Below are 23,713 nucleotides of genomic sequence, written 5' to 3'. Positions count from 1 at the left end.
GCTCGCGAAACTCGGCCGTGTACTTCGGGGTTCGCTTCTTCGATTCCATAAGGGTCATCCTCTGAGAGTTTTACCCTCTCGGAAACCCGGGACGGTTCATCAAGCCGAAACGCTGTAGGCCTGATGACGTGCGCCATCAGGGTCAGGTCCAGCAGCCGGAAACCCTGCACGGCCGCCCGCATTCGCGATGAGATCACTGTTGGATCGCGGGTGACGAGTTGCCTGTTTCTGGAAAGCACCGAGTGACGGGCGGCCGAAATTCGACCTCGAAAAACAAGATCATCTCGTGTATATGGTAGTTTAAGGTTAAACTATACGGACGACAAGGGAGCGCCCCGTTCATGGCTGCCAGAAAAACCGCAAACAAACCAAATATTTCCGCAGAAGAACTCAAGCAATTTTATCGCGACATGCTTCTTATCCGACGATTCGAAGAAAAAGCAGGGCAACTTTACGGGATGGGCCTGATCGGCGGCTTTTGCCATCTTTACATCGGGCAGGAGGCTGTCGTTGTCGGGCTCGAGGCGGCGGCGGAAGACGGCGACAAACGCATCACGACCTACCGTGATCACGGGCACATGCTGGCTTGCGGCATGGACCCGAACGGCGTGATGTCGGAGCTGACCGGGCGGGACGGCGGGTATTCCCGTGGCAAGGGCGGCTCGATGCACATGTTCAGCAAGGAAAAGCACTTCTACGGTGGCCACGGCATCGTCGGGGCCAATGTGCCGCTCGGCGCCGGACTGGCGTTTGCCGACAAGTATCGCGACAACGATCGCGTGACCTTCACCTATTTCGGCGACGGGGCCGCGAACCAGGGTCAGGTTTACGAGACATTCAACATGGCCGCGCTCTGGGACCTGCCTGTGGTCTTCGTGATCGAGAACAACCAGTACGCCATGGGGACGTCGCAGCAGCGGTCGACGTCCACGCCCGACATCTACACGCGCGGCGACGCATTCGGCATTCCGGGCCAAGCGGTGGACGGTATGGACGTCCTCGCCGTGAAAGAAGCCGGTGACAAGGCCGTGGCGCACTGTCGCGAGGGCAAGGGGCCGTACATCCTGGAGATCAAGACCTATCGCTACCGCGGACATTCAATGTCCGATCCGGCCAAGTACCGCACGCGCGAGGAAGTGCAGAAAATGCGCGAGGAAAAGGACGCGATCGAGCATGTCCGCGAGCTGCTGCTATCGGGCAAGCACGCCACCGAGGAGGACCTCAAGGCGATCGACAAGGAGATAAAAGGGATCGTCAACGACGCGGCCGAATTCTCCAAGGACAGCCCGGAACCGGCCACCGAGGAACTGTGGACGGACGTCTACGCCGACGTTGCCCCGCAAGACGCCTGAGCAGGAGACGACACAATGGCAACTGAAATCCTGATGCCCGCGCTTTCCCCCACGATGGAAGAGGGGACGCTTGCAAAATGGTTGGTGAAGGAAGGCGACGAAGTCAATTCGGGCGACATCCTGGCCGAAATCGAAACGGACAAGGCCACGATGGAATTCGAGGCGGTGGACGAGGGAACCATCGGCAAAATACTCGTTTCCGAAGGCACCGAGGCAGTGAAGGTCAACACGCCGATCGCTGTCCTGCTGGATGAAGGCGAAACGGCCGAGGATCTCGACAGCGCGTCCAAAGGCGGGGCGACGGCCCAACCCGAGCCCGCGCCGGAGTCCGCCGCCACCCCGGCCAAGGCCCCGGCGGCCGCGATGGCCGGGTCCGACAACGGGCCCGACCCCGATACCAGCCCGGATTGGCCCGACGGGACCGAGATGCAGAACATGACCGTGCGCGAGGCGATCAACACCGCGATGATCGAGGAGATGCGCCGCGACGACAGCGTGTTCATCATGGGTGAAGAGGTCGCCGAGTACCAGGGCGCGTACAAGATAACCCAGAACATGCTTGACGAGTTCGGCGCCAAGCGCGTGATCGACACGCCCATCACCGAACATGGCTTTGCCGGGATCGGCGTCGGCGCGGCCTTTGGCGGGCTGCGCCCCATCGTCGAATTCATGACGTGGAACTTCGCCATGCAGGCGATCGACCAGATCATCAATTCGGCAGCCAAGACGCTCTACATGTCCGGGGGGCAGATGGGCTGCCCGATGGTGTTCCGCGGCCCCAACGGCGCCGCGGCGCGGGTCGGGGCCCAGCACAGTCAGGACTTCGCGGCATGGTACGCGCAAATACCGGGGCTCAAGGTTGCTCAGCCTTATTCCGCCGCCGATGCCAAGGGACTGCTCAAGACGGCGATCCGCGACCCGAACCCGGTGATCTTCCTTGAAAACGAGATACTCTACGGCAAGTCCTTCGAGGTGCCGAAACTGGATGATTTCACCGTCCCCTTCGGCAAGGCCAAGATCTGGCGCGAGGGCAGCGATGTGACCATTGTGAGCTTCGGGATCGGCATGACCTACGCGATGGACGCCGCAGACCGGCTGGCGGAGGACGGTGTGAGCGCCGAGGTGATCGACCTGCGGACCCTGCGCCCGCTGGATTACGACACGGTGATCGCCAGCGTGATGAAGACCAATCGGTGCGTGACTGTCGAAGAAGGCTGGCCCGTCGCCTCGATCGGGAACCACATTTCGGCTGTTCTGATGCAGCGCGCCTTCGACTATCTCGATGCGCCGGTGATCAATTGCACGGGCAAAGACGTGCCCATGCCCTATGCCGCGAACCTGGAGAAACTGGCGCTGACATCGACCGAGGAAGTTCTCGACGCCGTGCGCCAAGTGACCTATCGGTAAGGAGACAGACGCGATGCCAACGGAAATTCTCATGCCCGCCCTGTCCCCCACGATGGAAGAGGGCACACTGGCCAAGTGGCTGGTCAAGGAAGGCGACACGGTCAATTCCGGCGATCTGCTGGCCGAGATCGAAACCGACAAGGCCACGATGGAATTCGAGGCCGTCGACGAGGGCACGGTCGGCAAGATCCTCGTGTCGGAAGGCACCGAGGCGGTGAAGGTCAACACGCCCATCGCCGTCCTGCTGGAAGACGGTGAAAGCACCGACGATATTGGCGATGCCCCGGCCGACCCGGCGGCGCAATCAGGGTCCGAAGGGTCAGAAACCGCACCACAGGCAAGCACCGAAGCGGCCCCTGCCCCATCGGCAACGGGCGCGTCCGCTCCTGTGCAAAGCGATACCAAGGCCCCGGCCGCGCCGCGCGACAACAGCGGAACCCGCATTTTCGCCTCGCCGCTCGCCCGTCGCATCGCGGCCGAAAAGGGGCTGGATCTGACTCAAGTGACCGGCTCCGGCCCGCGTGGCCGCATCGTCAAGGCTGACGTGGAAAGTGCACAGCCCGCCGAGGCGCGGGCCGCGGAAACGGCCAAGCCCGAGGACAAGCCCGCGAGTGCCCCCGCTCCTGCGGGCCCGTCGGCAGACGCTGTCGCGGCGATGTACCAGGACCGCGAATACGAGGAAATCAAGCTCGACGGGATGCGGCGCACCATCGCCGCCCGGTTGACCGAGGCCAAGCAGACGATCCCGCATTTCTACCTGCGGCGCGATATCAAGCTCGACGCGTTGCTGAAATTCCGCAGCCAGCTCAACAAACAGCTCGAAGCGCGCGGCGTGAAACTCTCGGTAAACGATTTCATCATCAAGGCCAGCGCGCTGGCATTGCAGGCGGTGCCGGATGCAAACGCCGTCTGGGCCGGCGACCGGGTCCTCAAGCTGACACCCTCTGACGTTGCGGTGGCCGTGGCCATAGACGGCGGGCTGTTCACACCCGTTCTCAAGGATGCCGAGATGAAATCGCTGTCAGCCTTGTCCGCCGAAATGAAGGACTTGGCCACGCGTGCCCGGGACCGCAAGCTGGCGCCCGAGGAATACCAGGGCGGCAGTTTCGCCATTTCCAACCTCGGCATGTTCGGCATCGATAATTTCGACGCCGTGATCAACCCGCCCCATGGTGGCATTCTGGCCGTCGGCGCAGGGGTGAAGAAACCTGTTGTCGGCGGTGATGGCGAGTTGAGCGTCGCAACGGTCATGTCCGTCACGCTCAGTGTCGATCACCGCGTGATCGACGGCGCGCTCGGTGCGCAATTGCTGGACCATATCGTTCAGAACATCGAGAACCCGATGGTCATGCTGGCCTGACGGATCATCGCGTATTCCGGACTGTTATCCGCCGGTTGGCTGTCTGGCTGAACGCTGGACAGCCATTTTCGCGATCGGCAGGATGCCATCCGGGGTTGACTCGTGAAAGCGGATTTTTCACCGTTGAGTTCGTTATGAAAGTGTATTGCTTCATAGAGGTAAGGTGAAAACATGACCTTGAAATACTTGGCATATGCAACTTTTGCTGGCGTCATTTTGACAGGCTGCATGTCAACGGCTCCGATGGAAGAGACCGACCCGCTCCAAGCGCGGCTGTCGGGGATGACCGGCGTTCACGAGTCCGGCACGACGGTCACACTTGGTGAAGATGGCAGCGTTTCCGGGACGACACAGAACGGTGAGGCGATCATCGGCCTGTGGGAGGTGCGCGATGGTCGGTATTGCCGGACCCTCACGGCACCAAAATCCCTAGCCGGGAGCGGCTGCCAGGATGTTGAGTTCGACGGGAACAAGGCGATCTTCACGAAGGATGACGGAACATCGTCAACGTTCGTCATACAAGGATAAAACGACGCTCTGCCATCATCGACGTTTCGCGGGCCCGGAAATTTCCGTTCCCGGCCCGCGTTTCGCGAGTAATTTCCGGCCCGCGTTTCGCGAGTAATTGTAGTCAGCGGACGCCCAGCAGCTGATCCATCGCGACCGAGGGCTGGTCGCAGCCGGCCTCGCCCACGATCTTGGCGGGAACGCCCGCGACTGTCTTGCAAGGCGGCACGTCTGCAAGAACCACCGATCCGGCAGCCACGCGGCTGCAATTGCCTACCTTTATGTTGCCAAGAACCTTGGCCCCGGCCCCGATGAGCACACCGTCGCCGATCTTGGGGTGGCGGTCCTCTTCTTCCTTGCCCGTTCCCCCCAACGTGACCGAATGCAGCATGGAGACGTTATCACCAACCACTGCCGTCTCACCGATGACAATCGAATGGGCATGGTCGATCATGATGCCCTTGCCGATCTTTGCCGCAGGATGGATATCGACGCCGAACACCTCGGAACACCGCATCTGGAAGAACCGCGCCAGATCGCGCCGGCCTTGGCGCCACAGCCAATTGGCCACGCGATACGCTTGAATTGCCTGAAAACCCTTGAAGAAAAGCATGGGCAGAATGAACCGGTCACATGCCGGGTCACGATCATTGACGGCAACGATGTCGGCCCGCGCGGCGATGCCGATGCTATTGTCCTGATCGTAAGCCATGTCACAGATCTCGCGAAGGATCTGCTCGGGCATTTCGGTCGATGCCAGCTTCAACGAAATTCGATACGCCAGTGCGGACTCGAGCGTCTGGTGGTGGAGGATGGACGAGTGAACCAACCCGCCGAGCAGCGGCTCGTCATTTATGGATTGCTCGGCCTCTGTCTTGATCCGGGCCCATACCGGGTCCAGCTCGGCAAGTTTCGCGCGGGTTTCGGCCATGGCAGCCTCCTTGTGGACGTCTTTAGAGGATATCAGATAAGATGCATCGGTAAAATGCAAAGGCGTGATGGTTTCAATGTCCGACAAGAATAACGCGACGCTGCAAGAAATGCGCACCCTGATCGAGGCCCGCTTGCAGCAGCTGGCGGAGGAAGACGATCGTGGCGAGGCGGCGCAGGCCACGGTGGAACTGGATCAGCAGGCCGTCGGCAGGCTGAGCCGGATGGACGCTCTCCAGAACCAAGCCATGGCCAAGGCCGGCCACGCCCGCCGCCAAGCCGAGAAAACCCGGCTGACGGCGGCCCTGAAACGCATGGACGCGGGCGAGTACGGCTACTGCGAGGATTGCGGCGAGGAAATCGCGCGCGGCCGCCTCGGCCTCGACCCGGCGGCGACGCGCTGCGTGTCCTGCGCCAGCGGCTGAGGCCGGTCAGACCGTTTGTTCGAGCACGGCGAAGCTGCCGGGCCCGAAAGCGGCTGACACCTGAGCCACGCGCAGTTCGAACGGACCTGTCAAACCGTCGGCAGCCTGTGCCTGTGCCGAATAGGTCCATTCCGGCCCCGGCACGATCACCTCGCGCAACACCTCGCCCTCGTTTGTCACGCGGACGAGGTATCGCTCGGTTTCCTCGCCCAGAGGCACCTCGGGTGTGTCCCACCGATCACCGCCGATCCGCGTCCGCCGCACCCAGCTGTAGTGGCGTGCGCCGCTCTGCTGGTCCATCCTGAGATGCGCGGGCGCATAGGGGCGTAACCCGATCCCGTCGAACGCCAGAACCGCGTGCTGATAGGCCGGGTCGTCGACGGGCCGGTCAGCCGGCCCGATCCGGTAATGGCGTGCCTGCCCCCTCTGCGCATCCGCCATCCCGATCTGCATCGGCGAGCCGTCCAGCCGGACGATGTAGGATCCCGGCGGCCACGGGTCGCGCTGTTGTGTCTCGGTGCCCTGCTGTCCGCGCAGGCGGTTGCGCAGGACATACGTGCCGGTTTCCACCAGCTCCGCATCCCGGAACTGGAACACTTCCCAGTTATCCGGGGTACCATCGCCAATGGCACACAGATTCCCGCCGGCCAGAAATGCCGATTGCTCGATACTTTCCAGCTGGCCGAACAGCATCTTGACGAAAAGCCCCTCCCCACGGTCGATACGTCCGGCCGGGGCCGGGAAGAGCGGTGTCTGCGTGACCCCCACGGGACTACGCGCCGCAAGCAGCGTGTTAAGTTTGTAGGCCGCATCACTGTCCGAGGCGTAAAGCGCTGCCGTCCCCGGCCACGGATCGGCCATGACAGCCAAGTGCGGCGCGTGCGGCACCTCGTCACCGCTCAGTAGCGGCAGATCGAGGAAAAGCGCCGATATCGGAGTCGGGGCTGCGAAGGCCCGCAAGGGCGCCGGCACCTCGTCAACCAGTATGGGACGATAGCTTTCGGGTTCCACGCGCACCGCTTCCAGTTTCTGCGCGTTACCCATCTGCTCCGACCGGTCCACGCGATACAGCCCGTCACCGCCAGTTTCGGGCAACGCCACGACATCGCCCGCGCCCAGATCCAGCATCGAGGGGGGAAGCACCAGCTGCACCCCATCCGTCGCGATACGCGACTCGGAAAGCCACCGCTCAACCGTTTGACGGCCCTCGGCGCGCGTCATGGCCAGCGGCATTTCCGAGGTGGACACCGCATGGGTTTCATCGTCGGGAAGGATAGCTTCCTCGGCGATGACCTCGAAATCACCGTCAGCCTCGACAAAGCGCAACCGAACACGCCCGGCAAGGTCGGCGGGGTTGCCGCGCGATTGCTCGACTGTCCCGTCAAGCTCGGGATGGCGAACGAGGTGCTCGGGGTCCAACCGGCGGTGTTCTTCGCCACCGCGCGGGACGAAACGCAGGAAACCGTCGCGATCGACAGCGTCGAACGCGTAGCGCAGCGACAACGGCTGCAACGTATTGCGTGCTTCGCCGATTTCCTCCACCAGATAGCCGCGCATGTAGCCGTGCAGCCGTGCGGTGTCCCGCGCGGCGAGCCCGGCGCGGGCCGTTATCTCGTCGATGACCGAGGCCAGCGTGCGCCCTGATGCCCGCCCCGTGATCCAGTGGCCGCGCGCGTAGTTCTCGGCGTCCGTCCACAACTGACGGTTCAACGGGAAAAACGGATAAGGCCGTGCATCCCATGCCCAGACATGGGCATGTTCCATGTCGATCATGGGTCCGCCGTATTCCTCGGAAACGGGGTTTTTCGCCGGATCACGCCAGTAACCCGCCATCGCGCGCAGATACTGAAGCTGGATCAGCTCGTCGCGCTGCCCGCTCGAATGATGCGGCAGGCGCGATTCCGAAGATTTCGGGTCGAGGAACTTGTTGGGCTGGTTGGTGCCCTTGTCGATCGCCGCGCATCCGTATTCGGTAAAGCGCACGGGTTTTGACTGCGGCACCCATGGCGTGGGCGTGCCCTGGCGCTCCCCGTTGACACGATCGTGGTGCGCGTGCCTCCACCAGTTGCGAATATCCTTGTACCGCCAGATCCACGGCTCACCGTGTGCCACATCGGTAATGGGCTCACGGCGCTGCGCCGCGCGTGCCTCGGGGGTCGGGTAGTACCAGTCGTAGCCCTCGCCGCCCTCGATGTTCGACTGAAGATAGCCCAGCTCGTAAATCTCGCCCCAGCGGGAGTCGGCATGTTTCGGGCCGTCGCGCCAATCGGAAAGCGGCATGTAGTTGTCGATACCGATGAAATCGATGTTCGCGTCCGCCCAGAGGGGATCGAGGTGAAAGAACCTGTCACCATTGCCCGGCTTATATCCGAAATACTCCGACCAGTCGGCAGCATAGCTGATCTTGACCTCGGGGCCCAGTATCGTGCGGACCTCCGCGGCAAGGTCTATCAACTGATCGACGGCCGGAAAACTGTTGGCGGGCCCGCGGATCTGCGTGAGGCTGCGCATCTCGGACCCGATGCAGAAGCTTTCCACACCCCCTGCCGCAGCGCAAAGTGCCGCCTGATGGAGGATGAACCGGCGATAGCTCCATTCCTCCGGCCCGTGGTACGACACGGGACTGCGCTTGGTCACGCCGCCGTAGCTCAGTAGCGACAAGGCGTCGCTTTCCTCGGTTTCGTCGGGCTCGACGGCGTCGACCGGAACGATCGAGAAATCGGTGGCGCGTGCTGTCCCGAAAAACGCCGTTACCTCGGCCACCGCCGCGGCGGTGCCGTCCGGGCTTGCCGGCCGGCCCGGCGCGACCGATGTCGTGATCCGGCCACGCCACGGCAGAACGGGTTGATCCTCGGCGTCGCTCCACGGATCGGGCAAGCCGTTGCCGCGCATCTGCTCCATGAGGATGAACGGATAGACCATGACGTCCTGCCCGGCCTGTTGCAAGCCGAGGATCGCTTCGATCACGGCAGCATCGGCGGGCGTGCCACCGTACACCGGCCGTCCCTCGGCATCCTGTGCGACGGGCTGCGCCGATTGCCGGGTCACGCCCGAAACTTCCCAGGGCATGTTGGCGCTTTCGAATTCCTGCTGTTCCGGCTTGGGCCGGATCGTTGCCTGATCGCAGCGCAGATCGTCACCGAACCAGCTGACGATCAGGGACGTGCCCCGGCATCGTGGCAATTCACCCAGCAACGACTCCACCGAGGTCGTGAAATCGGCCTTGCCCGACGGCGAATTCACATTCGCGAACCGTCCCGAACCCGGACCGAAATCCATCGTTACCGGGGTGGTGGCCAAGGTATATTCGCCACTGCCGGGCAACATCGCCACCCCGGTTACCGCGTGCGCGGGATCCATTTCGGCGCCTGCCTGATCCGGTTGGGCGGGCCGGCAGACCTCGAAGGTGAGCTGGGGCACACGGTTGCCGAACCGCCCGAGCCCGAGATCCTCGATCACCACGTAGGCCGTGCCGCGATAGGCCGGCACCTGACCGGCGCCTTCCACGGCCTCCATCTTGGGGTCGGGCGTCTGGTCCGCGGTCCCGCGGTACACCTGCATGGTCAGGCTGTCGCGCGCGATCTCCGTGCCGTCCGCCCACACGCGGCCGACATGGGTGATCTCGCCCTCGCAAAGCGCGACGCCTAGGCTGACCGAGTACGTGATCTCGCGTCTTTCGGGTTCGGCCGAGCGCCCGCCCTTGCCGCTGCCGCCACGCACTGTCACTTCTTCGCGAAACTCGGTTGCCCAGATGATCTGGCCGGCGACCCGCATCCGTCCGTACACCTGCGCGACGGGGTCGCCCTCACCGGCCCCGGTGAGGCGCAACCGGTCCGCCCGCCCCGTCTCGACCACGTCCGAGCCTTGGCCGAGCAGACGCTGATCAATGGACCTGCCGATCACGGCACCGGCAAAACGACCGGCCACGGCCGAGGAAAGCCCCAGAACGGTACCGCCCATCGTACCCCCGATCGCCGCTCCGGCCGCGGAGAGAAGAATTGTCGCCATTGCCGATCACTCCCTTGGAAATTCGAACCGGGCCACGATGCGGCGACGCCACGGCGCGCTCAGCGGGCTTTCCAGCACCGCGTGTCCGGAATAAGCGTGAATGAAGCTGGCATCGGCACCCAACCGGGCCGCAACGCCAAGATGCTTGGCGACCGCGCCGCTGCGCATGCGGAACAGCAGGATGTCGCCGGGCGCCTCTGCGGTCAGCGTTTTTCCTCGCAGATGGCGCGCGGCGGCGCGCCACAAGACTTCATCGACTCTCAGCTCACCCCAGTCCATAGAATAGGCGGGCGGCATTTCGGGTTCCGCGCCCATGAGCTCGCGCCAGATCCCGCGCAGCAGCCCGAGGCAATCCGTTCCGGCGCCCTTGCAGCTCGCTTGATGGCAATAGGGCGTCCCGATCCAGCCACGTGCCTCGCGAACGATCGCATGTCCGTCGATGCTCATGACCTGCGGCTCCCGCCATCCAGAGCCCCCGTCTTGCCGGGATCCGTGATGATCCAGTCATCTCCGGGAATATCCGGAAAACCCTGATGATTGATCGCGTTGTTGAATTTAAGCCGACAGGTTTCGAAACGCTTGTCGCACCCGGCTTCCAGCCGCAGCAGGTCCCCGGGGACCACCGCCGCCCTCAACGGGTGCCAGAGTTCGATGACCCGCGCGTGCTCTTCCATCCGATCCCGCTTGATCAGGGCGCGCAAGCTCTCGGCGGCGCCGCTTTTCATCCGCAGCATGCCATGACGGAACCATCCGTCCGTAAAGCCGTCCAGCGCGTCGAAGCGGAAAACGCGGCGATCGGCGACCTGCTGAACCGGAAGCTCGATACTGTACCCCGGCGTATCGAGGTCGAACCGGCAAGCGCCGTCGCCAAGGACCGCGCTGCACGGCTTCTGATAAACGCGTCCCAGAGGCACGTTGAGCTTCTCGGTCAAGCCGCGCAGCTCCGCCCGGAAGGCACCGCCGCCGCGCCTTATTTCCCCGATAGTGCCACGAAACTGCAAGTGACGCGCGGCCACATCCTGCCAGTTGACCAACCACGCGCGTATCTCGGCGCCGTCGAAACGGCCCGCTTCTATGTCCGCCTCGGTGATCGCCGCGTCGATCAGCGCCCCGAGAGCTTCCGTATTGTCAACCGACAGGCCGGTTGTCTGCTGTACGGCCAGCGCGCTCAACCCCGTGCCGGCTTGAAACGTGATGCCATCGAACGCGAGGTCCCGGTCGTGGTCGGTGAAGCCCATGATCCGGCCATCGGTACGCGTGACCGCCCAGCATCGACATGTCGTGGTGATACCGGTTTCCAGATGGGTTTTGAGGGTCTCATCAAGGTCGCTCATGCGCGGATCTCCACCACAGGGACGTTTGGAACATCTCCGGCCTGAAAACTTGCCAAACTGGTCTGGATTCGGTCGGTGTCGAACCTCACGGGAACGTCGAATTCGTAACCGGCGGTTATTTCGACGCCCGTGTTCGGCGGATGGGCAAACGTCACGATCCCCGTGCCAAGGTCGACTTCGTAATGCACGCCTTCCTTCTGTTCTTCGTTGGACAGGCCCAGCCTGACCGTGCCCGCAACGGGCTTGCGGATCGGGCGCCGGTATGTCTGTCCGCCGGACCTGTAATTCTTCACCAGTTGGAAACTGACTGTCCGGTCGTCGCCTGTCGCGATGACCTGATCGCGATAGGACGGTTCTGCCCGCGCCGCCCCTGACTTGAAATCGGTCCAGTCCTTCCAGCGGAACCCGAACAGTTGCCCGCGGCGTGCTTCGAAGAACGCGATCAGCGTTTCGATGTCGTCCAGCGAACGCATCGCCACGCCCGCATCATAGCGCCGGCGCGAATGCGCCCATGGGGTGTTGCGTTCCTCGTACCCGTTGCTCAGCGTGACAACATCGGTCAGGCGCTCGGGCCCGCCGACCGAGCCGAAGCTCAGGCTTGCCGGAAAGCGTACCTCGTGAAAATCCATTCGAGCCTCCTATCCTTCAGCGGTTACGATCGCCGCGGCTGATGGCCCGGCCAAGCTGCGCGGCGACCTGTCCCTGGCTGCGACGAAATCCCTCGACATCTGGGGTGGAGATGTTCATCACCACGCGGACATGGCCGCCACCGCGTGATTGAACACCCAAGCGGCCATCAGGCCCACGGGCCAAGGGCATGATCGCCTCCGGCCCGGCCTCGCCCATCAAACCGGTGCCCCCGCGCATCGGAAAGGCAACGGGCCCCGTCACGACGCCGCCCGACGCAAAGGGCTGCACCCGCCCCTGAGCGAAACTCGCCCCTTTTTCAAAGGGCAGCAGACCGCCGACGGCATCGCCCAGACCTTGCGCCACCATGCTGCCCATGTGGTCTGTGACCGGGCGGACCGCGGCGTTGAACGCCGTGTTGATCATCGTGTTGGCCAAGCCGTGCAGTGAATCCGACAGGCTGTCACCGTCAATGACTGCCCCTTTGATCGCGCGTTTCAAGCCACGGCTCAGGCCGCGCTCGAGGGTGCGAACATCCTTGCCGGTCTCCTCGAGGCTACCACGAACCCGTGTCAGCTCGGCGTTGAAGGCCGCCGCCATCCCGCCCGTGTTTTCCAGCGTCTCGTCCAGTTCGGCTAGTTCCACGCCAAGCTCGTCGAGCTGGTCCAAATCATCCATCTTTCGTCGCTCCGATCTTGTCAGGATAGGCTTGCAGAAGCTCATCCAGCCTTTGCCGCGCCAATGGTGCGGAACCGCGCCCATGGCCCAGCATGACCCGCAGTTCCGCGGGCGTCAGCGCCCAGAATTCGCGCGGTGTCAGGCGCAAGCCCTGCATTCCCGCGCGCATCAGCGACGGCCAGTCAAAGCCATCCTTCATTGCGCATCCGGCACATTGAACGCGTGGGCCAGCAACGCGGCCGCCGTTCGCGCGGCGCCAACCGGGCCGCCCTCGATCTCGGCAGTCGTCAAGTCGGCGATACGTCCCTGCCACCCGCCACCGCGCAGGCCGGCCACGATCAGCGCCAGCACATCACGGCTGGAGAAGGCCCCGCTCTCGAACCGTTCCACGAGCTCGACGAGCGTTCCTGTTTCCAACCTGCCCTCCAGTTCTGCCAGCGCTCCGAGCGTCAGTTTCAGGACGTGCCGTTCACCGTCGATCACCAACGCAACTTCACCTGTCCATGGATTGGCCATGGGTCAGACAGCCGTGAATGTCAGGCGCCCGGCCGACGCGAGCGACAATTCATAAGTGGCTTCGCCATCATGTGTGCCGGCATATTCGATGGCCGCGACCTGGAACGGGCCTTCGACGGTGCCAAAGTCGGGGATCACCACCTGGAAATCCGGCATTACGCCATCGAAGAATATTTGCCGTACGCGTTCATCGCTGGCCATGTCCCGGAAAATGCCCGATCCGCTGATCGCGGCCGATTTAACGCCGGCCCCGGCGAGCAGTTCACGCCACCCGCCCTGACTTTCAAGGCTGGTGACATCCACGCTTTCGGCGTTGAAGCTCACCCGCGTTGCCCGCAGCCCCGCCACTGTCTGGAAATTGCCATCCCCGGTCAGGTCGATCTTGACCAGCAGGTCCTTGCCGTTCTGAACTGCCATGCTTCTTGCTCCGATTTCAGTGAATTAGGGGGTGTCGTCAACGCGTGCCCGAAAGGTCAGGTCGATGCGGCGCACATCCCCCGTACCTTCGCGCCTGGCCCGCGCGCGGTAAAAATGAAGCCCGGTCAAACGGCCTCGCTCCAGCGTCATGTCGGCGCCGATCAGCGCGTCGCTCACGGCCGCCGCTATCTTCTTGGCATGATGAAAGCCTGCCTTGCCGGAAACGACCGAAACTGTCAGGCGATGCCATGCGCCCGCGCCTGTACGATCCGTGCCGGCCCGAACGTCCTCGGGGCCAAGCGTCACATAGCTGTCGGGCAAAGACCCGCGCGGCAACGCATCATAGACCGAACCACCCACGAGTGCCGTCACGGCGCTGTTGTCAACAAGGGCCTGATACACGGCCTGCTGCAGGGCAGCGCCCACTGCATACGTCATGTCGCCACCTCTTCTTCCGCGAAACAGGTAAGAAAGCGTCCCGCATCGTCATGTTCCGCCACGGCTTCGATCCGAAGAAGCCTTGCACCGTCGCGAAACCTCTGTCCGGGTACCGGCCGGGAGGGGGCGCCGTAGGGTGCCGCCCGCACCAGCACGCGGTAACCGGTCGTGGACACACTGCCCCCCTCGCCCCCGCGCTGCCGCCCAGTGCGGGCGCGCAGGTCGGCCCAAAGCCGTCCCAGCTCGACCCAGGTCTCCACGAAACCGCCGGCGCCGTCCGCGACCCGCTGCCGGGTTTCCAGCACCAGGTGCCTGTTGAGTGCAACGCGCCCCATCACGCACACCCGCCGCCGAGCAAACGGACCTTCCGATACCGTTCGATCAAGCTCGACACGCCGAAAGGCATGCACCCGTCGCCAAGCTTGGTTTCATCGCGATAGGCATGGTAATGTGCTGCGAGAAGCATGACGGCCTGAGCCAGATCACCCGGCAGTCCGCCCCAGTCCTGCGAATAGCCCGCCGTGAACACGATCTCGGCGCGCCCGCCGACGGGGATGGCGGGCAAGCCGGGGCCGACGGCATGCATGACCGGACACTGTGTATCGCGTTCCAGCCGGTAGAAAGCCGGCGAAATCAGCTCGTCATCGCCTTGCGGGTCCTGCAGGGTGAGGGAAATGATCGAATTTACCGGGGCAACGGGCAGGGTCTGGGCACCGGTATCCCGCCATTCGCTCAGCGACCAGGCAAAGTCTCTTGCAATCAGAACCTTGCCGGTACGGCCCTCAACCGCCGCAATCGCGGCACGCAGAAAGTTTTCCAGAACCGGATCCTGGATATCGCTGTCCGAAAAGCCGGTTCCCAATCGCAGGTGCGCCTTGAATTCGGTCAGCGGAAGTGCGGCCGACGGAACCGCGGTTTCTTCGATCAACATGATGAGGCCACTCCAAAAATCTCGTCCCCTCCGTAAGTTCGGGCGCGCGGTCGCCGGCGTTGCTCGTCACGGAGGGGAGCAGCTGGACAACACCATATTGGCCACGCGCGCGCCCAGGGCACGGCGGCGTTGGACACTTCCGTGCCCTATCCGCCACCCTTACGAGACGGCGAACTTCAACAGCTTGATTGCAGCGAAATCACTCACGTCTCCGCCAACCCGCTTGGTTGCATAGAACAGCACATGAGGCTTCGCGCTGAATGGATCGCGCAGAACGCGGAGGTCGGGCCGCTCGGCAATCGTGTAGCCGGCGGCAAAATCACCAAAGGCCACGGCATCGGCGCCACTGGCGATGTCCGGCATGTCCTCGCCGATCAGAACCGGATATCCCATCAGCCGCGCGGGCTCTCCGGCGGCCAGACCGTCGGACCACAGAAACCGGCCATCGGCATCCTTCAGCTTCCGCACGGCGCCCGCTGTCTTAGAGTTCATCACGAACGTCGCGTTCGCGCGGTAGGCGGCACCCAGCGAATAGACGAGATCGATGATCGGATCGGCACCGCCAAGATCGCCATCAACACCCGTCGGCACGTAGCCAAGATTGCCCCATGCCCAGACATCGTTGTCGACACTCGGATGCGTCAGGAAGCCGGTCGGCTTGTCGGCGCCATCGCCGCTGACAAAGGCCGCCGCCTCGGCGCGGGCAAACTTGTCGGCGATGCGCCCGGCAAGCCACGTTTCGACGTCGAAGGCGCTGTCATCCAGCAAGCGCTGGCTTGCCTTCGGCAGGGCGCTCAACTCGTGCAGCGGAATGCTGATACGGTCTATGACGGGCGTACTGGTCTCATTAACGCTGCCGGTTTCCGTACTCCAGCCATGCCCAAGATCCGTGTGGTCAACCAGAACATCGAAACTCGTGGCCTCCACCTGCACGACATTCGCGATGGCCCGGATCGAGGCGGTGGCACTCAGCGTGCTCTTGACCGTCTCCGACGTCTGCGGATCGACCAGATACCCACCATCTCCCGCCACGGCGGTGTTCAGCGCCTTACCCTCGAGCTCAAGACCGCGCAGGCCATCATCATCCCCGGTGCGAAGATAGGCATCGAAAGCCTTGTGATGCGGCGTATTGGGCTCGGGTGTGGCGGCCAGTGACGGACGTTTCGCCTGTACCGTGGATTTGTGTTCGATCATCGTCATCTTTTCTTCCTGCTTTTGAAGTCTTTGTTGCATGTCGGCCCGAAAGCCTTTGAATTCGCCTATGAAGTCCGTCACAGCCGATTTCACGTCCGCAACCGGAGACAGATCTTCTCCGGTCCGGGGCTCACCCTCGGTCTTGCTCATCACGAATGTCCTGTTAGTTGGTTTGATCCTAGTGGCGCGCATCCCGCGCCACTTCCCGGCGCGCGGCTCTCAGGGCCGCCGCCACTTCATGCAGACAGGCAGCACCCTTGCCCCCCACCCGCGCACTGGGCAACATCGGGAACGTCACCAGCGAAACTTCCCACAGCTCCAGTTCCTGCAAGAGCCTGCGGCCCTTGTCATTCTTGCTGGCACGAACGGTACGGTAGCCGATACTCAGCCCGTCGATGGCACCGGCCGCGATCAGGGCTGCCGCCTCCCGCGCGCGGTCCACCCCTTCGAGCAGCCGTCCTTTCACGTAGAGACCCTGCCCATCCTCGCGAACCTCGTCCCAGATCCCGATCGGCTGGGCAGGGTCGTGCTGCCAGAGCATCTTGACCCGCCGTCCATCGGCAGCAAGTTGCGCAAGCGACCTGCCGTAGGCCCCGCGCACCACGATATCGCCACACTGATCGGTGGCCCCGAAAAGGCTGGCATACCCTTTGATCACCTCACCATCGATGACCCTGAGCGGGTTATCGTCGAACTGGCAGAACTTGGTTTCCAGCCCAGTATCAGCTTCCATCAGTTTCATCCTTCTTGTTCGGACAAGGTTTCCGACCCGGCGCTTGGTCAGGGCAACGTCGCAAGAACCGGCTGAAAAGCCTGCGCCAGGATCGCCGCCACGACACCGTAAACAGCCAGCCACAGACGCCTTTCGAGCCGGTCCATGGCCTTCTCGATTTTCTCCAGCCTTTGCGTCAGCGCGTCGTGCTGCAGGCGCGAAACCCGCTCATGTGCCTCCAGTCGAAGTGCCGGCGCACAGTCAAAAGCCTCGAAACCGTAACGCGCCTGCAGGCCTTCCTCACTCATCGTTGGAAATCTCTTCGACCGGGGGCAGGCCCAAAAGGACCCGCTTTTCCGACATGGTCAGGAAATCCGCGTTCGTCACACGTCGCCATTGCGCATCACGTTCCGCCGAAAGTGCCGGCACTTGGTCCAGATCGGGCTTCAATTCCAGCGTCTCGCCCGTGAACGCGGCGAGCCAACCGGCCACGTTGGCAACAACGCGTGACGCCAGAGGCAGCACCGTCAACCTGTAGAAGGCACGGTTGGCCTCCTGATAATTTGCATATGTCGCATCTCCCGGTATGCCGAGCAGCATCGGCGGCACGCCGAAGGCCAGCGCGACCTCGCGTGCCGCGGCCTCCTTGGTTTTTTGAAACTCCATGTCCGAAGGGCTGAAACCCATTGGCTTCCAGTCAAGGCCACCTTCCAGCAACATCGGCCGCCCCGCATTGCGCGCACCCTGGTGGTGCGCCTCCATCTCGCCCACGAGCCGGTCGTACTGGTCCGTCGTCAGGCTGCCCTGCCCCTCGGCCCCCTTGTACACGATCGCACCGGACGGACGCGCCGCGTTGTCTAGCAACGCCTTGGACCACCGAGACGCCGCATTGTGCACGTCCAACGCCTGCGCCGCTGCCTGAAGCGGGGAAAAACCATAGTGATCGTCCTGCGGGTGGAAGTTCTTCAGGTGACAGATCACGGGCGGACCAGCACCAATCTCGAAACGATGTTTGCGGCCACCAACATTGTATTCATAGGCCATCGGCCATCCATCGGCGCCGGGCACCACGCTCATCCTGTCCGACCGCAGCACGTGCAGTTCAGCGGGGGTGCCTTCGTTCGCAGCAACCGCCTCCAGGTACCCATTGCCAGTCAGAAGCATCTGGCCATAAAGAGCCTCCAACAATTCAGCCCGACCCTGCGCCGGGTTCGGCGCTTTGAAAACCTTAAGAACGGGATGATCCGAAAAGCGCTGCGTCCCGTCCTGCAAAACCAGCGGGAGCGCGGCGGCCGCTTCTGCGACCAACTTAACGCAGCGAAAACCGACCGGGTTGCCGGCGAAACCGGTACGCGTCAGGCTTACGGTGTCGCGCGGGCTCCATGCGACCCTGCCCGCACTCGCCCACGCCATCACCGGCCCGGTGGCACTCGCCTTCTGCTCTGGCACTTCGCGGGCCGCCGCGCCCTGCCGGAAGAAGTCCAAAATCATTTCTGGGGGTCTCCTTGGGTCTGCCTCAGTCCTGCCGGGCTTGCGCCCCGCGTCTGGACACATCACAACCGCAAAGGTTTACGAAGTTTTTAGTGGACCGCGCGCTGCGATGAGCGGAAGCAGAGCGCTGTCCACTGAATTGCTTTTGAGGCTTCGTTTCGGGACGCGACAACGGTGTTGCCATCCGAAGGGCGGCTGATTGTGGCATCAACCGCGCATGCCGGTGCCGTGTTTTCAGATTGCGCGCACCTGAGGTCGGCGCCATCTGGCGGCCGGTGCGATGATCAATTCGTGCAAGGCCCATACGAGAGCGTCAACACGGTCCGGGCTTCCCTTTCCTTCATAGCCCTGCGAGGTCATCGCGCACATCTGGTCCTCCAGATCGGCAAGCCCCCTGACATGATGCGCGCGCCCTTGTTCGTATAGCGCGGCAACGGGTTCAGCCCGCGCTACCTTGCCGCGACTGGCATGGACGGTTTTTATCGGCACAAGCGGATCGACCTGACGTATCACCTGTTCCACCAGATCCCCGCCCTGGTTGACTTCGGCGACCAGCCGTTCGGCACCGAAGCGCTCCATCGCTCGCATGGCTGCCTCGGCCCATGCGGCCGGGGTTGCCGCGGCAACGCTTTCATCGGCCAGAACGAATGCGCGCCAATCCTGAACGGCGCCACGTGTGACGGCGCCAGCCACCACGATCCCGCATTCATCGGACGCCGCGTTACCTGTCACGGGCGGGTCCAGTGCCACGACGACGCGGTCAAGCGACGGCACGTCGGTCACGGACGCCGCTTCCAGCCCCTTGGGCGTCCATAGGGCGCCGTCCGCCTCGTCGATCAGAACACCGTCCAGTTCCTGCCGTCCCAACCGCGTGCCGGCATAGCGCGCGCGCACCTCGTCCAAGAAGGATTGCGCCAGATAGGCGGAATTGGCCTCCGTCGGGGCACTCGTCACAACAGTAGAAGCACGTCCGAGCAGGTCCTTGAGCACTCCCACGTTGCGCGGGGTCGTGGTGACACAGCAGCGTGGATCGTCACCAAGCCTCAGCCCGAACTGCAGCATGTCCCATGTCTCTCGAGCGCGTTTCCACTTGGCAAGTTCATCGACCCACGCCCCATCGAATTGCGGGCCGCGAAGGCCCTCGGGATCATGCGCAGAGAAAACCTGCGCAACCGCTCCATTCGGCCAGAGCAGCCTTTTGCGTCCCGCCTGCCATTCGGGCCGCCGGTCCGGCGGCGTACAGGCCATGATCCCGCTTTCGCCGAAAACCATCACTTCCCTGACTTGGTCGATGGTCTCGCCAACCAGCGCGATGCGCTGGCATTTACCCGGGTCCAGCGGTCGCGCGCCCTCGACTTGCGCGCGGACCCATTCGGCACCTGCGCGGGTCTTGCCCGCGCCGCGGCCCCCCATGATGATCCAAGTCTTCCAATCATTATCCGGCGGCAGTTGGTGATCCAGCGCCCAGAATTCAAAAAGGTAAGGCAGCGCCAGCAATTCCCCCTCACTCAACCCTTCGATGAACGCGTCCTGGGCATCTTGACCTTCTGAGACGATCCAGGCGGCACCCGACTTCAGCCCGCGCTGCGTCGAAATCGATCCCGTATCCCCCTGCGAGGCCTTGTTCCTGTTTCCTGCGTTTTTCAAGCTGTACCTCCGCTTCCAATGCGATTCGCAGCCATTGACGGATATCGGCAACGGCCGTTTGCGAGTCCTCCAGTCCGCTGAAATTCCCTGCCCTGATCTGTTTGTACCGCTCTTCGAGCTCCTCGCGCATTTCCGCCAATTGACGGGCCAGCGCGTCGATCGAGGTCGTCAACCTTGTCGGGTTTTCCTCGGACGTGATCAAAACCATGCGTGCTCATGCCTCATGCGTTGTGTCTGCCCCCGCGCGAACAAACGAAAAGCGGCCCCGGACCATCGCCCGGAGCCGCTCACCCATTTTTCCAGCATGCCACAACTTATAGGTGAAACCGTACGATGCGTCAAGTTCGATTGGCTTGACGGCACCGTGTAACCGTGCGCGATTGTGAGACTTTTTTAACCCTCACACCGGCGCGTTTCACGTCATGGATGATATCCCACGCGTCTCAATCCGACCGTCGCTCCGCCTCGATCTCACGCCAGCGCGCCACGTTGCGGTTATGCTCGGCCAAGGTTTCGGCAAAGGCATGCCCGCCGGTGCCATCAGCGACAAAGAAAACATAATCGGTTTCATCAGGATTAACCGCCGCTTTGAGACTTTCCCGGCCGGGATTCGCGATCGGTGTCGGCGGCAGTCCTTCGATCACGTACGTGTTCCATGGTGTCGCCCGGCGCAGTTCGCTCTGACGCAACCCGCGCCCAAGCACGCCTTCACCCTCGGTGATACCGTAGATGACAGTTGGATCGGTCTGCAGACGCATCCCCCGGCGAAGCCGATTTACGAAAACGCTGGCGACCTGGCGCCTTTCAGCGGCGACACCTGTTTCCTTCTCGATGATCGAGGCAAGGATCAAAGCGTCCTCGGGGGTCTCCAGCGGCAGGTCTTCATCGCGATCACGCCATGCCGCGGCGATACGTTCCTCTTGCCGCGCCTTCATCTCCGCCAGCAACTCAACGCGCTCGGCGCCGTCCGGAACTTCGTAGCTGTCAGGGGCCAGCATGCCCTCCGGTGGAATGTCCGTAATCGGCCCCTGCAGAACATCGAGCTTGCGAAGCGCATCGACGATCTGCCAGCTTGTCACGCCTTCAGCGACGGCAATTCGGTAGCGTGTATCACGCTTCTCGCGAACCGTTTCATAACTGGGGGGAATGTCCGCGGCGGCAAGGTCGAAATCCGCTGTTTCGACATAGGCACTTGTCGCCGGGTCCAGCTCGCGCACCTGCACGCCGGTACTGGCCACGCCTATGCGGAACACAACCTCTGTGCCGCAGGTGCTGGCCCCGCCACGCGTGATGATGTCCGTGATCTCGCTCATGCTGGCGCGCTGCGGGATCAACCAGCTGCCGGCCTTCAAGGCGCGGTCCCGGTCAGTATAGTCGGCTGCGATACGAAAGATCGGTGCGCTCGTTATTGCTCCGTCAGCCAGCAGGTCACGGGACACGCCGCGCATTGTGCTACCCGGGGGCACGCGCAAGCAGATCGCCTCGTCCAGCGGCCCGGCCGCATTGTACTCGCGCTGCCCCCAAAGGATCACGCCGCCGAGCAGGAAGATCACGACGGCAAGAAGTGTCAGCGCGTTCGAGGCGATATGTCGCCACATCAGCGCGGTTTCCCGAAACAGACCGACGCGTTCGTACCCCCGAAGCCGAAACTGTTCGAAAGGGCGACATTGACCTCACGCTCACGCCTCGCATTGGGGGCAAGGTCCAGCGGCGTTTCCACCGCCGGATCATCAAGATTGATGGTTGGCGGAACGACCTGATCGCGAATTGCGAGGATCGAGAATATCCCCTCGATGGCACCCGCGGCGCCCAGCAAATGCCCCGTTGCGGATTTCGTCGAACTCATCGTGGCCTTGTCGGCCGCCTCGCCCATAAGGCGCTCGACGGCCTGCAATTCGATCGTATCGGCCATCGTCGAGGTGCCGTGCGCATTGATGTAATCAACCTCGGACGGCGCAAGCCCGGCATCACGCAGGGCAGCCTGCATCGCCCGGAAGCCGCCGTCGCCATCCTCGCTCGGGGCCGTGATATGGTAGGCGTCGCCACTCAGACCATACCCGAGAACCTCGGCGTAGATTTTCGCGCCCCGCGCCTTGGCATGTTCGTATTCCTCAAGCACGACGACCCCGGCGCCCTCGCCCATGACAAAACCGTCACGTGCCTCGTCATAGGGGCGGCTGGCGGCCTCCGGATTATCGCTCCACTTAATGGAAAGTGCCTTGCAGGCATTGAAACCGGCGATCCCGATTTCGCAGATCGCGGCTTCGGCCCCGCCCGCAACCATAACCTCGGCGTCGCCGTACTTGATCAGCCGGGCCGCGTCACCGATTGCATGAGCGCCCGTCGAGCAGGCGGTCACGACCGAGTGGTTCGGCCCCTTGAACCCATAGCGTATGCCGACCTGGCCGCTGGTCAGGTTTATCAGGGCACCGGGGATGAAAAAGGGTGATACGCGCCTGACGCCCTTGTCGCGAATGGTCAGGGTCGTTTCCTCGATCGAGCGCAGGCCGCCGATCCCCGAACCGATCAGAACGCCGGTCCGCAGGAGGCTTTCCTCATCTTCCGGAGTCCAGCCCGCATCGGAAACAGCCTGATCGGCCGCGGCAAGACCGTACAGGATGAAATCATCAACCTTGCGGCGCTCCTTGGGAGCCATGTGGTGATCAGCATTGAACGTGCCATCCTCGCCATCGCCCAACGGGACCTCGCAGGCGTACTTGGTCTGAACGTTCACCGGGTCAAAGCGCGTGATCGGTCCGGCGCCGGACTGACCATCGAGCAGGCGCTTCCAGCTTTTCTCAACCCCCGACGCAAGCGGTGTGACCAGGCCCAGACCCGTGACGACGACACGACGCATGTTGCTGCCCTTTCAGTTCTTCCTCGTCCGCCGCTCTTACCCTGCCTTGCCCCCGGGGGGCAAGAGCACAGCGCTGTTACCAAGCATGGGGTTGCCTGCGTAGAGCAGCGGTTACTGGAACTCGGCCGTTGGCTCTGGTGTTGCCTCGGCGACCGCAAGCGCTTCGGCAAGATCCACGTTCTTCGCCAGCAAGGCCCGCCCGATCAGGGTTCCGGCGATATTGGGCACGTACTTGAGCCGCGCGACGTCATCGAGAGAACGAACCGTTCCTCTTGCGAACACCGGCAGGCGTGTCGCCGACGCGACACTCGAGATCACGCCCAGCGTGCCGTCGCCATCCTCGATATCGGCATCGATATCCGTCACGATGATACCCGCCAGCGGTGTTCCGTCAAAGGCTTTCACATAATCCTCGGCGGCAAAGGCGCTCCGGGTGCGCCAGCCTTCGGTCATGACCGCGCCCTGAAACACATCGACGGCAAGCACGATCTGGTCGGGGTGCAACTTGGCAAGTTCCGCCACAAGATCGGGGTCATGCGCGGCCATGGTTCCGATAACGATCCGCCCGGCACCCTGGTCGATCCAGTTCTCAACCGCATCGCGCGAACGAAAGCCCCCCCCGAGCTGCACAGGTATGCCGGCGGCACGAATGATCTCGGCCAGCAAGTCGTTGTTAGTGCCTTCGCCTGCCAGCGCATTGACATCGGTCACGTGCATCCACTGTGCGCCCGCCTCGGCGAAACCACGGGCGGTCTCGACTGGATCGACATGCCAGATCACGGGTTCTGCAAGCCGGCCACGCGTGAGTGACACGCATTTGCCATTATATAGCTCAAGGGTGGGGAAGATCATCATGACAGCCGCGCCTTTCGTTCGATCCGG

At 63.1% G+C, this 23,713-nt stretch carries 26 protein-coding genes; 5 read left to right on the top strand and 21 right to left on the bottom strand.

Annotated elements, in window-relative coordinates:
- Positions 1-341 precede the first annotated feature (341 nt).
- The 4 genes from pdhA to ACH107_RS04870 all read left to right on the top strand — a co-directional run bounded on the left by pdhA (position 342) and on the right by ACH107_RS04870 (position 4,647).
- On the top strand, positions 342-1,352 hold the full coding sequence (pdhA, locus tag ACH107_RS04885; protein WP_412504893.1) for a pyruvate dehydrogenase (acetyl-transferring) E1 component subunit alpha: 1,011 nt from the start codon (positions 342-344) through the stop codon (positions 1,350-1,352).
- Between the two features lie 15 nt (positions 1,353-1,367).
- Positions 1,368-2,759: a pyruvate dehydrogenase complex E1 component subunit beta gene (locus tag ACH107_RS04880; RefSeq protein WP_412504892.1), complete on the top strand. Its 1,392-nt coding sequence runs from the start codon at positions 1,368-1,370 to the stop codon at positions 2,757-2,759.
- A gap of 13 nt (positions 2,760-2,772) precedes the next feature.
- Positions 2,773-4,119: a pyruvate dehydrogenase complex dihydrolipoamide acetyltransferase gene (locus ACH107_RS04875; protein ID WP_412504891.1), complete on the top strand. Its 1,347-nt coding sequence runs from the start codon at positions 2,773-2,775 to the stop codon at positions 4,117-4,119.
- Between the two features lie 171 nt (positions 4,120-4,290).
- Positions 4,291-4,647 (top strand): hypothetical protein, encoded by a 357-nt coding sequence (locus ACH107_RS04870; protein ID WP_412504890.1) that lies wholly within the window; start codon positions 4,291-4,293, stop codon positions 4,645-4,647.
- 103 nt (positions 4,648-4,750) lie between these two features.
- On the opposite strand, the gene cysE is transcribed toward ACH107_RS04870, so the two are convergent.
- Positions 4,751-5,557: a serine O-acetyltransferase gene (gene cysE, locus ACH107_RS04865; protein ID WP_412504896.1), complete on the bottom strand. Its 807-nt coding sequence runs from the start codon at positions 5,555-5,557 to the stop codon at positions 4,751-4,753.
- Positions 5,558-5,633: 76 nt separating this feature from the next.
- Between cysE and ACH107_RS04860 the strand changes: the two genes are divergently transcribed.
- Positions 5,634-5,981: a TraR/DksA family transcriptional regulator gene (locus ACH107_RS04860; RefSeq protein ID WP_412504889.1), complete on the top strand. Its 348-nt coding sequence runs from the start codon at positions 5,634-5,636 to the stop codon at positions 5,979-5,981.
- 6 nt (positions 5,982-5,987) lie between these two features.
- On the opposite strand, the gene ACH107_RS04855 is transcribed toward ACH107_RS04860, so the two are convergent.
- The 20 genes from ACH107_RS04855 to ACH107_RS04760 all read right to left on the bottom strand — a co-directional run bounded on the left by ACH107_RS04855 (position 5,988) and on the right by ACH107_RS04760 (position 23,686).
- On the bottom strand, positions 5,988-9,989 hold the full coding sequence (locus ACH107_RS04855; protein ID WP_412504888.1) for a glycoside hydrolase/phage tail family protein: 4,002 nt from the start codon (positions 9,987-9,989) through the stop codon (positions 5,988-5,990).
- Between the two features lie 6 nt (positions 9,990-9,995).
- Entirely contained in the window at positions 9,996-10,436 is a 441-nt protein-coding gene (locus ACH107_RS04850; protein ID WP_412504887.1) for a peptidase, read from the bottom strand.
- Positions 10,433-11,323 (bottom strand): DUF2163 domain-containing protein, encoded by an 891-nt coding sequence (locus ACH107_RS04845; protein WP_412504886.1) that lies wholly within the window; start codon positions 11,321-11,323, stop codon positions 10,433-10,435. Before ACH107_RS04845 ends, ACH107_RS04850 begins: the two co-directional genes overlap by 4 nt.
- Positions 11,320-11,952 (bottom strand): TIGR02217 family protein, encoded by a 633-nt coding sequence (locus tag ACH107_RS04840; RefSeq protein WP_412504885.1) that lies wholly within the window; start codon positions 11,950-11,952, stop codon positions 11,320-11,322. Before ACH107_RS04840 ends, ACH107_RS04845 begins: the two co-directional genes overlap by 4 nt.
- 16 nt (positions 11,953-11,968) lie before the next feature.
- Complete coding sequence (locus ACH107_RS04835; RefSeq protein ID WP_412504884.1) at positions 11,969-12,628, bottom strand: phage tail tape measure protein; 660 nt, start codon at positions 12,626-12,628, stop codon at positions 11,969-11,971.
- Positions 12,621-12,827, bottom strand: a complete 207-nt coding sequence (locus ACH107_RS04830) for a rcc01693 family protein (RefSeq protein WP_412504883.1) — start codon at positions 12,825-12,827, stop codon at positions 12,621-12,623. Before ACH107_RS04830 ends, ACH107_RS04835 begins: the two co-directional genes overlap by 8 nt.
- Positions 12,824-13,144: a gene transfer agent family protein gene (locus ACH107_RS04825; RefSeq protein WP_412504882.1), complete on the bottom strand. Its 321-nt coding sequence runs from the start codon at positions 13,142-13,144 to the stop codon at positions 12,824-12,826. Before ACH107_RS04825 ends, ACH107_RS04830 begins: the two co-directional genes overlap by 4 nt.
- Before the next feature lie 3 nt (positions 13,145-13,147).
- Entirely contained in the window at positions 13,148-13,561 is a 414-nt protein-coding gene (locus ACH107_RS04820) for a phage major tail protein, TP901-1 family (protein WP_412504881.1), read from the bottom strand.
- Positions 13,562-13,585: 24 nt separating this feature from the next.
- The gene (locus ACH107_RS04815) at positions 13,586-13,999 is read right to left on the bottom strand and encodes a DUF3168 domain-containing protein (protein WP_412504880.1); all 414 of its coding nucleotides are present in this window, start codon (positions 13,997-13,999) and stop codon (positions 13,586-13,588) included.
- Positions 13,996-14,334 carry a head-tail adaptor protein gene (locus ACH107_RS04810; RefSeq protein ID WP_412504879.1) on the bottom strand — a complete coding sequence of 113 codons (339 nt, stop codon included), beginning with the start codon at positions 14,332-14,334 and terminating at the stop codon, positions 13,996-13,998. Before ACH107_RS04810 ends, ACH107_RS04815 begins: the two co-directional genes overlap by 4 nt.
- Positions 14,334-14,933 carry a hypothetical protein gene (locus ACH107_RS04805; protein ID WP_412504895.1) on the bottom strand — a complete coding sequence of 200 codons (600 nt, stop codon included), beginning with the start codon at positions 14,931-14,933 and terminating at the stop codon, positions 14,334-14,336. Before ACH107_RS04805 ends, ACH107_RS04810 begins: the two co-directional genes overlap by 1 nt.
- A gap of 156 nt (positions 14,934-15,089) precedes the next feature.
- The gene (locus tag ACH107_RS04800; protein WP_412504878.1) at positions 15,090-16,274 is read right to left on the bottom strand and encodes a phage major capsid protein; all 1,185 of its coding nucleotides are present in this window, start codon (positions 16,272-16,274) and stop codon (positions 15,090-15,092) included.
- A gap of 28 nt (positions 16,275-16,302) precedes the next feature.
- A complete protein-coding gene (locus ACH107_RS04795) occupies positions 16,303-16,857 on the bottom strand; it encodes an HK97 family phage prohead protease (RefSeq protein ID WP_412504877.1) in 555 nt (184 codons plus the stop codon).
- 47 nt (positions 16,858-16,904) lie between these two features.
- Positions 16,905-17,144, bottom strand: a complete 240-nt coding sequence (locus ACH107_RS04790) for a hypothetical protein (RefSeq protein WP_412504876.1) — start codon at positions 17,142-17,144, stop codon at positions 16,905-16,907.
- On the bottom strand, positions 17,137-18,327 hold the full coding sequence (locus tag ACH107_RS04785; protein WP_412504875.1) for a phage portal protein: 1,191 nt from the start codon (positions 18,325-18,327) through the stop codon (positions 17,137-17,139). Before ACH107_RS04785 ends, ACH107_RS04790 begins: the two co-directional genes overlap by 8 nt.
- A 234-nt stretch (positions 18,328-18,561) precedes the next feature.
- A complete protein-coding gene (locus ACH107_RS04780) occupies positions 18,562-19,905 on the bottom strand; it encodes a DNA-packaging protein (RefSeq protein WP_412504894.1) in 1,344 nt (447 codons plus the stop codon).
- Positions 19,832-20,182, bottom strand: coding sequence for a hypothetical protein (locus ACH107_RS04775; RefSeq protein ID WP_412504874.1), 351 nt, complete (start codon positions 20,180-20,182; stop codon positions 19,832-19,834). The genes ACH107_RS04780 and ACH107_RS04775 overlap by 74 nt, the downstream gene beginning before the upstream one ends.
- A gap of 235 nt (positions 20,183-20,417) precedes the next feature.
- On the bottom strand, positions 20,418-21,572 hold the full coding sequence (mltG, locus tag ACH107_RS04770) for an endolytic transglycosylase MltG (RefSeq protein WP_412504873.1): 1,155 nt from the start codon (positions 21,570-21,572) through the stop codon (positions 20,418-20,420).
- Complete coding sequence (fabF, locus tag ACH107_RS04765; protein WP_412504872.1) at positions 21,572-22,831, bottom strand: beta-ketoacyl-ACP synthase II; 1,260 nt, start codon at positions 22,829-22,831, stop codon at positions 21,572-21,574. The genes mltG and fabF overlap by 1 nt, the downstream gene beginning before the upstream one ends.
- Positions 22,832-22,942: 111 nt before the next feature.
- Positions 22,943-23,686: a 1-(5-phosphoribosyl)-5-[(5-phosphoribosylamino)methylideneamino] imidazole-4-carboxamide isomerase gene (locus ACH107_RS04760; RefSeq protein WP_412504871.1), complete on the bottom strand. Its 744-nt coding sequence runs from the start codon at positions 23,684-23,686 to the stop codon at positions 22,943-22,945.
- Positions 23,687-23,713: the final 27 nt, after the last annotated feature.

Source organism: Roseovarius halophilus (ex Wu et al. 2025), from assembly GCF_047086965.1.
The sequence above is the reverse complement of the archived record's forward strand: the minus strand, read 5'-3'. Positions and strand labels throughout refer to the sequence as shown.